Source organism: Micromonospora sp. NPDC047134 (assembly GCF_040643455.1).
GTDB lineage: Bacteria > Actinomycetota > Actinomycetes > Mycobacteriales > Micromonosporaceae > Micromonospora.
Genome location: NZ_JBEYUI010000028.1, coordinates 20,773 through 34,863, shown reverse-complemented (window position 1 = coordinate 34,863; position 14,091 = coordinate 20,773). Strand labels below are relative to the sequence as shown.

The following is a 14,091-nucleotide window of genomic DNA, read 5'->3' as shown; positions in this document are numbered from 1 at the left end:
ACGGCCGGACGCGGCACCAGTTCCGTCCACTTTGGAGTTAGACACGCGACCGTCCGGGGCTCACCCCGTCCGCATACCGCAGGAGGAAGTGCAATGCCATCGATCGACTACGCGGAACCGGTTGTCCAGGCCGGGCCGGGCCGCGACGACCGCCGGGCGAGCACGGTCCTCAACGGCGGGCCGCTCACCGGGCCGGTCGTCGGCGTGTCGCAGGCGTTCGCCCAGCGGGTCGCCGCCGACCCGGACCGCCCGGCCCTGGTCGCCGGGGCGACCCGCCTCAGCTACGCGGAGTTGGACGCGGCCGTCGCACTGCGCGCCGAACTGTTGCACGCCGAGGGTGCCGGACCTGGCCGACTGGTGACCGTCTGCCGGGCCCGCAGTGTGGAGGCGATCGTCTCGGTCCTGGCCGTGTTGCGTACCGGGGCCGCGTACCTGCCGCTGGATCCGGCCGCGCCGGCCGCCCGCAACGAGGCGATCCTCGCCGACGCCTGCGCGGGGGCGCCGCCGGCCCTGGCCCAGGTGATCGCGCAGGGCGAGGTGGTGCTCAGCGGGGCAGGCGTGCCAGTCGGTACGGCCTACGTCATCTACACCTCCGGTTCCACCGGAACGCCCAACGGGGTCCTTGTCGGACAGGCCGCCCTGGCACACTTCGTCGCCGCAGCGACCTGCCGGTACGGTGTCACCGCCGACGACCGGATGCTCCAGTTCGCCCCCCTGCACTTCGACGCCAGCGTCGAGGAGATCTTCCTGACCCTCACCGCCGGCGGCACACTCGTGCTGCGCGACGACGACATGCTCGACGTACCGGCGCTGCTGGCCGGTTGTGTCCGCCACGGGATCACCGTTCTGGACCTGCCGACGGCGTACTGGCACGAGCTGGCGTACGCTCTCGCCACCGGGGTCGCCGAGCTGCCGCCGACCCTCCAGACCGTGATCATCGGTGGTGAGGCGGCGCTACCCGAGCGGGTGGCCCGCTGGCGGCAGGCCGTCGGCGACCGGGTACGGCTGCTCAACACGTACGGGCCGACCGAGGCGACCGTGGTCGCGACCGTGGCCGACCTGTCCGGGCACGACGACGCCGACGAGGTACCGATCGGGCTGCCCCTGCCCGGGGTGCGGGCGGCCGTCGTCGACGGTGAGCTGTGGCTGCTCGGCGGCGCGCTCGCTGACGGTTATCTGGGTCGCCCGGAATTGACCGCCGACCGCTTCACCACCCTCGGCGGGCAGCCCGCCTACCGCACCGGTGACCGGGTCCGGGTCCGGGACGACGGTCAACTGGACTACCTGGGCCGGCTGGACGACGAAGTCAAGATCAACGGACACCGGATCGATCCGGCGGCCGTCGAGTCGGTCCTGCTCGGCCTCGACGGGGTACGCGAATGCGCCGTCGTCGCCCAGGACCTCGGCAACGGCATGAAGCGCCTGGTGGCGTACGTGGCCGGCACGGTCAGCGCGGACGAGGTCCGCGGCTATCTCGCGCAGCGGCTGCCCGCCGCGGCGGTGCCCGGCGTGGTCCGGCTCGTGGGTGCCCTGCCCCGCAGCAGCACCGGCAAGATCGACCGGGGCACGCTGCGGGCCACCCCGGCGTCCGGGCCGGGTGGCCCCACCGCCGCCGAGCCGTACGCCGGCTCGGGGTCGGCCGAGTACCGGCCCGAGCCGGGCGAGGAACTCATCCCGCTGTCCTACTCCCAGCACCGGCTGTGGTTCCTCCACGCCATGGAGGGCCCGACGGCGACGTACAACATGCCGCTGGTGATCGAACTGGACGGGGTACCGGACCAGCAGGCGCTGGCCGCTGCGCTGACCGACCTGGCGACCCGGCACGAGGTGCTGCGCACCGTGTACCCCTCGGTCGACGGCACGCCCGTCCAGCGGATCCTCGACGACCCCGGCCCCCGGCTGCTGGTCGTGCAGGACTGCCATGGCGACGACGTCGACACCCGGGTGGCCGAGTTCATCGACGGTACCTTCGACATCGCGACGCAGCCGCCACTGCGGTCCCTGCTGCTCGTCGACACGCCGCAGCGCTCGGTGCTGGTGGTGCTGGTGCACCACATCGCCACCGACGGCTGGTCACTGGCCCCGATGCTGCGCGACCTGGAGATCGCCTACCGGGCCCGCCTGGCCGGAACGGAACCAGACTTCGAGCCGCTGCCCGTCCAGTACGCCGACTACGCCCTCTGGCAGCGGGAACTGCTCGGCGACGCCGACCAGCCGGAGAGCCTGATGGCCCGCCACCTGTCCTGGTGGCGCGAAACCCTCGCCGATCTGCCGGCCGTGCTCGACCTGCCACTGGACCGGCCCCGCCCGGTCGAATTCGGCCACCGGGGCGCCTCGCTGTGCGCGGTCCTCGACGCCGACACCCACCAGCGCCTGCGCAACCTCGGCGACACCCACCAGGCCAGCGCGTTCATGCTCCTCCACGCCGCGCTCGCGGCCACCCTCACCCGGCTCGGCGTCGGCCCTGACGTGCCGGTCGGTACCCCCGTCGCCGGACGCGGCGACGAGGCGCTGCACGACCTCATCGGCTTCTTCGTCAACACCGCCGTGCTGCGCACCGACCTCTCCGACGACCCCAGCTTCGCCGACCTGCTCGTCCGGGTACGCGACAACAATCTCGCCGCGTACGCGCACGCCGAGGTCCCGTTCGACCTGCTGGTGGAGCGACTCAACCCGGTCCGGTCGCTGGCGCACCATCCGTTCTTCCAGGTGATGTTGACCGTCAACACGTCCACCCCGGACCAGCTGCGGATCCTCGACCTCGACGGCCGGATCGCCCCGGCCGGCCTCGACACCGCCAAGTTCGACCTCAGCTTCTCCTGCATCGCCACCGCCGACGACGCCGAGGTCGAGATCTGGCTCCAGTACGACGTGGACCTGTTCGACGCCGACACCGCGGCCCTGATGCTGGAGACGTACCTGCGGCTGCTGCGGGCCGCCGCCACCGACCCGAGCACCCCGGTCAGCGCCCTCGAGGTGCTCACCGCCGCCGAGCAGGCGGGCCTGGATGAGCGGCGCCGCGCCGCCCGTACCCGCCCGGTCGCGGTCCCCGCATTCGTCGGCGGGCACGACGGCTCTCCCCGTACCGCGCTCCTGTGTGACCTGTTCGCCGAGGTGCTGAGCCTGCCCACGGTGGCCCCGGGCGACGACTTCTTCGCCCTCGGTGGACACTCCATGCTCGCGATCCGGCTGGTCAACCGGATCCGGTCGGTACTCGATGCCGAGGTCGGCATCCGCGACATCTTCCTCGCCCCCTCCCCTGCCGCGCTGGGTCACCGGATCGGGGAGCTGACCGGTCGGGACCGGCTCGCGCTGGTGGCCGCGGCGCCGACGGAGCGGGTGCCGTTGTCGTACGCGCAGCACCGGCTGTGGTTCATCAACGAGCTCAACGGCCCGAGCGCCATCTACAACATCCCCGTCGCGATCCGACTCGACAACGACCTCGACGCGGAGGTTCTGGCCGCCGCCCTGGCCGACGTCCTCCACCGCCAGGAGGCGCTGCGTACCGTCTTCCGCACCATCGACGGCGAGCCCTACCAGGTCGTGCTCGACAACCCCGCTTCAGGGCTGACCGTCCTCGACCTCACCGCCGACGAGGTACCCGCAGCCGTCGAAGCCGCCGTCGGACATGTCTTCGACCTCAGTGCCGACCCGATGCTGAAGACCTGGCTGCTGCGCCCCGCCGACGCCGCCCAGGTGTTGGTCGTGGTCCTGCACCACATCGCCGGGGACGGCTCCTCCATGGCCCCCCTGCTGCGTGACATCACCACCGCCTACCAGGCCCGCCTGGCGGGCCACGCACCCGACTGGACCCCACTACCGGTCACCTACACCGACTACACCCTCTGGCAACGCGACCTCCTCGGCGACGCCGAGGACCCCGACAGCCTGCTGAACCGGCAGTTGACCTTCTGGCGGGAGACGTTGACCGGGGCCCCCCAGGTCATCGACCTGCCCGCCGACCGGCCCCGACCGGCCCAGGCGAGCCACCGCGGGGGTGCGGTGCCGTTCCGGCTCGACGCGGACATGCACCGGGCGGTGCTGCGACTCGTCCATGACAGTGGCACGACCATCTTCATGGTGATGCAGGCCGCGTTCGCCGCCCTGCTGTCCCGGATGGGCTCCGGCACCGACATCCCCATCGGCACCGTCGTCGCCGGACGCACCGACGAAGCCCTCGACAACCTCGTCGGCTTCTTCGTCAACACCCTCGTCCTACGCACCAACGTCGACGGCAACCCCACCTTCACCGAACTCCTCACCCACGTCCGCGACACCGACCTCGCCGCCTACGACAACCAGGACCTCCCCTTCGAACGCCTCGTCGAAGAACTCAACCCCACCCGCACCACCGCACACCACCCCCTGTTCCAGATCATGCTGATGGTCGGCAACACCGCCCAGCCCGATCCCGAGGGTTCGCCCTTCGACGGTACGGAGATCCCCTTCGACCTCGGCACCGTCAAGTTCGACCTGACCCTCTCCATCCGCGAGGGGGTGGACACCATCGGTGCCCCCGCCGGACTGAACGGCACCCTCGAGTACGCCACCGACCTGTTCGACGAGCACACCGCCGCGATGCTGGCCGACCGGTTCGCCCGGCTACTGACCGCCGCCGTGGCCGACCCGCGCCGACGCGTCAGCGAGTTCGACCTGCTCAGCGACGAGGAGCGGGACCAGCTCCTGGTCGCCTACAACGACACCACCGTCCCGCCCAGCCGGGGCTGCGTGCACGAAGCCTTCCAGGAGCAGGCCCGGACCACCCCCGAGCACATCGCCATCACCTTCGGCGAACAACAACTCACCTACGCCGAAGTGAACCGACGCGCCAACAGGCTGGCCCACCGACTCGTCGCGGCCGGCGTCGCACCACAATCCACCGTCGGCGTCCTCATGCACCGCGGCGCCGACCTCGTCATCGCCAGCCTCGCCGTACTCAAGTGCGGAGCCGCCTACGTACCGGTCGGCACCACCCTGCCACCGGCCCGCGTCCGCACCATCATGACCGACGCGGCGGCGTCGGTGCTGCTGGTCGACAGCCACGCCGGCACCAACCCCGCACTGGCCGAAGAACACGCCCACGGCACCGTCATCGTTCCCTTCGACAACCCGACCGATGATCGGACCGGCAGTCGCGATGACGACCTGAACCTGCCGTTGGACGAGCAGTCCCTGATGTACGTCATGTTCACCTCCGGCTCCACCGGTCGACCCAAGGGCGTGGGTGTCACCCACCACAACGTCCGCGAACTCGTCAACGACCGCTGCTGGAACGCGGCACACCACCGGCGGATGCTGGTGCACTCCAACTACGGCTTCGACTCCTCCACCTACGAGATGTGGGTGCCGCTGCTGCTCGGCGGGGAACTCGTCATCGCCCCCGGAGAAGGCGCCGACCTGGCGGAGATCGCCCGCACCATCACCCGGTACGACGTCACCGCCGCCTACTTCACCATGGGTCTGTTCCACATCATGGCCGACGAAGGGCTGGACACCCTGGCCCGGCTGAAGGAGGTCTGGACCGGAGGTGATGTGGCCTCCCCCGCCGCCGTCGCCCGGGTGCTGGCACACTGCCCGGACACGGTGCTGGTGCACAGCTACGGCCCGACCGAGGTCACCTTCGCCTCCCACCAGCAGCGGTTCGACACCGACCGAGGCGAGTTCGGCGGGGTGCACCTGGGCCGGCCGCTGGACAACAACCGCACGTACGTGCTCGACGAGCGGCTACGCCCGGTGCCCCTGGGCGGCACCGGCGAGCTGTACCTGGCCGGCGAGCAGGTCGCCCGCGGCTACCTCGGACGGCCGGGACTGACCGCCGAACGCTTCGTCGCCGACCCGTTCGACCCGGCCGGCGGGCGGATGTACCGCACCGGTGACCTCGTCGCCTGGAGCAGCCGGGGCGAGCTGCGCTTCGTCGGCCGCGCGGACGGACAGGTCAAACTCCGCGGCTTCCGCATCGAACTCGCCGAGATCGAGGCCACCATCACCGCGGACCCGGCCATCGGTCAGGTCGCCGTGATCGTCCGCGAGGACCGGCCCGGCGACAAGCGGCTCGTCGCGTACATCGCGCCCGCTCACGGGGCAGCCGCCCGGCCCGACGCCGACTGGGAGACGGCCGTACGGCAACGAACCGCACGGACCCTGCCCGACTACATGGTCCCCTCGGCGGTGGTGGTGCTCGATCAACTACCGGTCACCGTCAACGGCAAACTCGACCGCCGCGCCCTGCCCGCCCCCCAGCAGCAGCAGCGCGTCGGCCGTGCCGCCCGCACCCCGAACGAGGAGCTCATGTGCGACCTCTTCGCCGAGGTCCTCGGAGTTCCCACGGTCGGCATCGACGACGGCTTCTTCACTCTCGGCGGGCACTCACTGCTGGCCACCAAACTGGTGAATCGGATCCGGGCGGTCTTCGCAGCGGAGATCGGGGTCCGGGACGTCTTCCAGACACCGACCCCGCTGGGGCTTCTCGACCGGATCCGCGAGCTGGCCGGTACGCCCGTGCGGCCCGCGCTGGTGGCGTCCGCACCGGATGGCCCGGTGCCGTTGTCCTACGCGCAGCGCCGCCTCTGGTTCCTCGGTGAACTCGACGGCCCGAGTGCGATCTACAACATCCCCGTCGCCATCCGACTGGATCAGGCGATCGACCCGGACGTCCTGGCGGCGGCCCTCGCCGACGTCGTCGAACGGCAGGAGGTGCTGCGCACCGTCTACCAGGTCACCGACGGCGAGCCCCACCAGGTGGTTCTCGACGGGGTACGCCCCGAGGTGACCGTGCGGGACCTGACCCCCGACGAGGTGTCGGCGGCGGTGGAGGCGGCGGCCGGGCACGTCTTCGACCTGGCCACGCAGATCCCCGTCCGGGTCTGGCTGCTGCGCCCGGCCGGTGCGCCCCAGGTGTTGGTGGTGGTCCTGCACCACATCGCCGGTGACGGCATGTCGATGGCACCGCTGCTGCGGGACCTGTCGACGGCCTACGCAGCGCGGACCGTGGGACAGCAACCGCAGTGGGCGCCCCTGCCGGTACGGTACGTCGACTACACCCTCTGGCAGCGGGATCTGCTCGGCGCGGCCGACGACCCGGACAGCCTCCTGGCCCGGCAGCTCGACTTCTGGCGGCACACCCTGGCCGACGCACCGCAGGTGCTGGAGTTGCCCGCCGACCGGCCCCGCCCGGCGCGGGCCAGCCACCAGGGCGACGGAGTGCCGTTCACGCTGGATGCGGCCACCCATGCCGCGCTGCGGCAGGTGGCCCGTGCCGCCGGCACGTCGATGTTCATGGTGGTCCAGGCCGCCTTCGCGGTGCTGCTGTCCCGGATGGGCTCCGGCACCGACATCCCCATCGGCACTGTGGTGGCAGGTCGGGACGACGAGGCCCTCGACGACCTGGTCGGCTTCTTCGTCAACACCCTCGTGCTGCGGACCGACGTCTCCGGTGACCCCACCTTCACCGAACTGCTGGCCCGGGTCCGGGAGACCGACCTGGCCGCATACGAACACCAGGACATTCCCTTCGAGCGTCTCGTCGAGGAACTCAACCCGGCCCGCACCACCGCACACCACCCGCTGTTCCAGGTGATGCTGATGGTCCGCAACGCCGTCGGGGCCGACGCCGACGGATCCCCGTTCGCCGGCACCGAGGTCGGCTTCGAGGTGGGCACGGTCAAGTTCGACCTGACCCTCTCCGTCGCCGAACGGCAGGATCCCACCGGCGCCCCCGACGGGATGGACGGCCTCCTCGAGTACGCCTCCGACCTCTTCGACACCGAGACGGTCCACGACCTCTGCGCCACCTTCACCCGGCTGCTCGGCGCACTCGCCACCGAACCCGACGCCCCCGTCGGGCGGCACGACCTGCTCACCGCCGATCAGCGGCACACCCTGCTGACCACCTTCAACGACAGCGGCACGCCCGCACCGGACCTGCGGGTCACCGAGGTGTTCGCCCGCCAGGTCGCCGCCGGCCCGGACCGGATCGCGCTGATCGACGGCGACACCCGGATGACGTACGCCGAACTCGACCTCGCCGCCGACCGGCTCGCCCGGCATCTCGTGACGGTCGGCGTACGGCGCGGGGACATCGTCGGTGTGCTGCTGGAGCGTGGCCTGCCGATGGCCGTCGCCGTGCTCGCCACGCTGCGCGCCGGTGCCGCGTACGCCCTGCTCGATCCGGAGTTTCCGGATGCCCGGCTGACCGCCCTGGCCGACGACGCCGCGCCGGCCGCGCTGGTCACCGCGAACGACCTGGCCGGTCGGCTCGGCACCGCGCGTCCCGCAGTCACCGTGCTGGTCGACGAGGCGGGCGCCGTCCCCGGTGCGCCACCGGCGGATGTGCCCGCCCTACCTGCCGGCGACCCCGGCGACCCGGCCTGCATCATGTTCACCTCCGGCTCCACCGGAACGCCCAAGGGGGCGCTCGCGTCCCACCGGGCCATCGTCGGAACCCTCACCGGGCAGGACTTCGTCGACTTCGGACCGGATCAGGTGTGGTTGCAGAGCGCGCCGGTCTCCTGGGACGCGTTCGCGCTGGACTTCTGGGGCCCGCTGCTGCACGGCGCCAGCTGCGTGCTGCACCCCGGCCAGCGGCCGGAGCCGGCCCGGATCGCCGAACTGGTCACCCGCCACGGGATCACCACCCTGTGGCTGTCGGCCGGGCTGTTCAACGTCATGCTCGACGAATACCCCGACACGCTCGCCGCCGTCGGGCAGGTGATGACCGGTGGTGAGGCGCCCTCGGTGGAGCACCTGGCCCGGGCCCGCCGCCTGCTGCCCCGACAGCGCCTGATCCACGCCTACGGGCCGGTGGAGAGCATGATCTTCACCAACTGCCACCAGGTCCAGGCACCGCCGGACCATGCGCCGGTCCCGGTCGGTGCGCCACTGGTCAACCGCGCCTGCTACATCCTTGACGATGAGCTGCGGCCGGTCCCGGTCGGGGTCACCGGCGAGATCTATGTCGCCGGTACCGGGCTGGCCGACGGGTACCTGCGCCAGACCGCGCTGACCGCCGAGCGCTTCGTCGCCAACCCGTTCGATCCGGCCGGCGCCCGGATGTACCGCACCGGCGACCTGGCCCGCTGGACCCGCGACGGCGCGGTGGCGATCGTCGGACGGGCCGACGACCAGGTCAAGATCCGAGGATTCCGAATCGAGCCCGGTGAGATCGCGGCGGTGCTCGCCCGACAGCCCGGCGTCGGCGGGGTGGCCGTGATCGTCCGTGAGGACCGGCCCGGCGACAAACGGCTCGTGGCGTACCTGACGCCCGCTGCGGAGGGGTCGGAGCTGGACGAGGGCGAGCTGCGCCGCGCCGCCGCCGAGACACTCCCCGCCCATCTGGTGCCGGCCGCCTTCGTGATGCTGGAGCGGCTGCCGCTGGCCGCCAACGGCAAACTCGACCGTCGCGCCCTGCCCGCACCGGAATACGGCCAAAGCACCGGACGGGCGCCCCGCACTCCCAACGAACACCTCATGTGCGACCTGTTCGCCGAAGCCCTGGGCGTCCCCGCAGTCGGCGTCGACGACGGCTTCTTCGACCTCGGCGGACACTCACTGCTCGCCACCAAACTGGTGAACCGGATCCGGGTGGTCTTCCGCACCGAGATCGGGGTGCGGGACGTGTTCGGAGCTCCGACCCCGGCCGGACTGCTGCACCGCATCCGGGAGCTGGCCGGCACGCCCGTACGGCCCGCGCTGGTGGCAACCGAGTCGACCGGTCCGGTGCCGCTGTCGTACGCCCAGCACCGGCTCTGGTTCATCAACGAACTCAACGGCCCCAGCGCTGTCTACAACATCCCCGTCGCCCTCCAACTGGACCACGACCTCGACGCGGACGTCCTGGCCGCCGCCCTGACCGACGTCCTGCACCGCCAGGACGCCCTGCGTACGGTGTTCCGCACCATCGACGGCGAACCCCACCAGGTCATCCTCGATGATCCCGGACCAGGACTGACCGTTGCGGACCTCACCCCCGACCAGCTACCCGCGGCCGTCGAGGCCGCTGTCGGACACGTCTTCGATCTCAGCACCGATCCGATGCTGAAGACCTGGCTCCTGCGACCCACCGGCGCTGCCCAGGTGCTGGTCGTCGTCCTGCACCACATCGCCGGCGACGGCGCCTCCATGGCGCCCCTGCTGCGCGACCTCACCATCGCCTACCAGGCCCGCACCGCCGGCCACGTACCCGACTGGACTCCGCTGCCGGTCAGCTACACCGACTACACCCGCTGGCAACGCGATCTCCTCGGCGACGCGAACGCCCCCGACAGCCTGCTCGCCGGGCAACTCGACCACTGGCGCACCACCCTCGCCGACGCGCCGCAGGTGCTGGACCTCCCGGCCGACCGGCCGAGACCGGCCCGTGCCAGCCACCGTGGTGACGCCGTCCGGTTCACCCTGGACGCGGCCGGCCATGCGGCGCTGCTGCGGGTGGCCCGCACCACCGGTACGTCGGTGTTCATGGTGTTGCAGGCCGCGTTCGCCGCCCTGCTGTCCCGGATGGGCTCCGGCACCGACATCCCCATCGGCACCGTCGTCGCCGGACGCACCGACGAAGCCCTCGACAACCTCGTCGGCTTCTTCGTCAACACCCTCGTCCTACGCACCAACGTCGCCGGCAACCCCACCTTCACCGAACTCCTCACCCGCGTCCGCGACACCGACCTCGCCGCCTACGACAACCAGGACCTCCCCTTCGAACGCCTCGTCGAAGAACTCAACCCCACCCGCACCACCGCACACCACCCCCTGTTCCAGATCATGCTGATGGTCAACAACACCGCTCCGACCGACACCACGGGTTCACCCTTCGCCGGCAGCGACGTCCCGTTGGCCATCGGTACCGTCAAGTTCGACCTGACCCTGTCCGTCGGTGAGCTGACCGACGCCACCGGCGCACCCGCCGGACTCGACGGCGCCCTCGAATACGCCACCGACCTGTTCGACGAGCACACCGCCGCACTCCTCGCCGGACGACTCACCCGACTGCTGCACTCGGCCGTCGCCGACCCGGAACAGCGCGTCGGCGAACTGGACCTTCTCAGCGCCGAGGAACGCCACCAACTCCTCGTCGCCTACAACGACACCACCGTCCCCGCCACCCGAGGCTGCGTCCACGAAGCCTTCCAGGAGCAGGCCCGGCGCACCCCCGACCACACCGCCGTCACCTTCGGCGAGCAGCGGATCAGCTACGCCGAGCTGAACCGACGCGCCAACCTGCTGGCCCACCGTCTGATCGCGGCCGGCGTCACACCCCAGTCCACCGTCGGCGTCCTGATGCACCGGGGCGCGGACCTGATCGCGGCCAGCCTGGCGGTGCTCAAGTGCGGTGCGGCGTACGTGCCGGTCGGGACCACCCTCCCACCGGCCCGGGTACGCACCATCATGGCGGACTCGGCGGCTCCGGTGCTGCTGGTCGACCGGCACGCCGAGACCAACCCGGCCCTGGACGCGGAGCGGGAGCACGGCACCGTGATCGTGCCCTTCGACGGTCCGACCGGTGGCCGCGACGACGACCCGAACCTGCCGTTGGACGACCGGTCCCTGATGTACGTCATGTTCACCTCCGGCTCCACCGGCCGACCCAAGGGCGTGGGTGTCACCCACCACAACGTCCGCGAACTCGCCGCCGACCGCTGCTGGAACGCCGACCACCACCGCCGGATGCTCGTCCACTCCAACTACGGCTTCGACTCCTCCACCTACGAGATGTGGGTGCCGCTGCTGCTCGGCGGGGAACTCGTCATCGCCCCCGGGGAAGGCGCCGACCTGGCGGAACTAGCCGACACCATCACCCGGCACCAGATCACCGCCGCCTACTTCACCATGGGCCTGTTCCACATCATGGCCGACGAAGGACTCGACACCCTCGCCCGACTCGAAGAGGTCTGGACCGGCGGCGACACCGCCTCACCAGCCGCCATGCAACGAGTCCTCGACCACTGCCCCAACACGGTCGTCGTCCACAGCTACGGCCCCACCGAGGTCACCTTCGCCTCCCACCACCAGCGCTTCGACACCGACCGGGGCGAGTTCGGCGGCATCCACCTGGGCCGTCCCCTCGACAACAACCGCACCTACGTCCTGGACGAACACCTCAACCCCGTACCCCTCGGCGCCACCGGCGAGCTCTATCTCGCCGGCGACCAGGTCGCCCGCGGCTACCTCGGACGGCCGGGGCTGACCGCCGAGCGCTTCGTCGCCGACCCGTACGACCCCGACGGCGCTCGCATGTACCGCACCGGCGACCTCGTCGCCTGGACCAGCCAGGGACGACTCCGCTTCATCGGTCGAGCCGACGGCCAGGTCAAGATCCGGGGCTTCCGCATCGAACCGGCCGAGATCGAAGCCACCATCGGCGAGGACCCCGGCATCGGGCAGGTCGCCGTCATCGTCCGCGAGGACCGGCCGGGCGACAAGCGACTCGTCGCCTACATCGTCCCCACCCAGGCGGCCGCCCCACGCGACTGGGAGGCGACCGTACGTCAGCTCACCGCCCGCACCCTGCCCGACTTCATGGTGCCGAACGCGGTGGTGGTACTCGACCAACTCCCCGTCACCGCCAACGGCAAACTCGACCGCCGTGCCCTACCCGCCCCCCAGCAGGGACAGCGCAGCGGGCGAGCCCCCCGAACCCCCGACGAACACCTCATGTGCGGCCTGTTCGCCGAAGCCCTCGACGTCGCAGCGGTCAGCGTCGACGACAACTTCTTCGAACTCGGCGGGCACTCCCTGCTCGCCACCAAGCTGGTCAGCCGGATCCGCGACACCTTGGGTCTCGACATCCGGGTCCGCGACCTGTTCGACCGGCCGACCGTCGCCGGGCTGCTCGACGGGACGCGGCGCGGGGAGGCCTCCGAGGTCCTGGTGCCGCTGCAACCGTCCGGCGGACGCCGCCCGCTGTTCTGTGTCCACCCCGGCGCCGGCATGAGCTGGTCGTACGCCGGACTCGCCCGGCACCTCGGCCCGGATCAGCCGATCTACGGCCTGCAGACCCGGGCGCTGAGCCTGCCCGGTTACCGGGCCGCAGGAGTACCCGAGCTGGCCGAGGAGTACCTGGCGGAGATCCGTCGGGTGCAACCGCACGGCCCGTACCGGCTGCTCGGCTGGTCCTTCGGCGGGGTCGTCGCACACGCGATGGCCACTGCGCTGCAACAGACCGGCGAAGAGGTCGAGCTGCTGGCCATGATGGACGCCTACCCGGTGTCCGTCGAGGAGGCGGCCCGGCCGCGCACCGAGCGCGAGACCATGCTGATGCTGCTCGGCGACGACCACGGAGAGACCGGCGAGCTGCCGGACGGGCTCCTCGACCGGTACGACCCGGCGGCGGTGGTCGAGGTCCTGCGCCGTCGCGACCCGGTGCTCGCCGGTTTCACCCCCGGCGAGGTCCACGCCCTGGTCCGGGCCGCCGTCAACCACGCCGACATCATGGCCGCGTACCGGCCCGGGGTGGTCGCCGGTGACCTGTTGTTCTTCTCCGCCAGCCGTGCCGGCGTGGCCGACGGCCCGTCACCGAGACTGTGGGAGGAGCACTTCAGCGGCGCCATCGAGTGGCACGACGTGGCCACCACCCATCTTCGGATGACCGAACGGGAACCACTCACGGAAATCGGCGAGAAGCTCGCCGCAAGACTTGCCGAAATGGCATAAGAGAACTCCGGAAACCTTCGAGAGGGGAAATGACATGGCGAATCCGTTCGACGATGAGGACGGCACTTTCCTGGTGCTGGTGAACGCCGAGGCCCAGCACAGCCTCTGGCCGGTCTTCGCCGCCGTGCCGGGCGGCTGGCAGACCGCCTTCGGCCCGGCCGGCCGGGCGGAGTGCCTGGCGTACGTCGAGAACTCCTGGACCGACATCCGACCGCGGAGCCTGGTGGAGCAGTACGCATAGGCGACCGCTACCCGGATCATGCGCCGGCGGCCCCTGCTCACGTCGTGAGCAGGGGCCGCCGGCGTGTGCCGGTGTTCGGTCACTGCCGGTCCGACTGCCCACCGTCCTGCCCGTCCAACTACCGTCCGCCGACATCGGCCGCTCTTATATTCGACCTGTGCGAAATGGAACCACCGGATACGTCGACCGCGAACCGGGACGCAGTTTCC

2 protein-coding genes are annotated in these 14,091 nt (G+C 71.1%); both read left to right on the top strand.

Annotated features, from left to right (window positions below; translation table 11 throughout):
* Window positions 1–93: 93 nt before the first annotated feature.
* On the top strand, window positions 94–13,641 hold the full coding sequence (locus ABZ795_RS25180) for an amino acid adenylation domain-containing protein (protein WP_357532127.1): 13,548 nt from the start codon (window positions 94–96) through the stop codon (window positions 13,639–13,641).
* A 34-nt stretch (window positions 13,642–13,675) separates the two neighbouring features.
* On the top strand, window positions 13,676–13,882 hold the full coding sequence (locus tag ABZ795_RS25175; RefSeq protein ID WP_357532126.1) for an MbtH family protein: 207 nt from the start codon (window positions 13,676–13,678) through the stop codon (window positions 13,880–13,882).
* Window positions 13,883–14,091: the final 209 nt, after the last annotated feature.

Bases quoted from the DNA above. Each gene is read 5' to 3' on its own strand.
- ABZ795_RS25180 (WP_357532127.1), top strand. From the start codon at position 94: ATGCCATCGATCGACTACGCGGAACCGGTTGTCCAGGCCGGGCCGGGC.
- ABZ795_RS25175 (WP_357532126.1), top strand. From the start codon at position 13,676: ATGGCGAATCCGTTCGACGATGAGGACGGCACTTTCCTGGTGCTGGTG.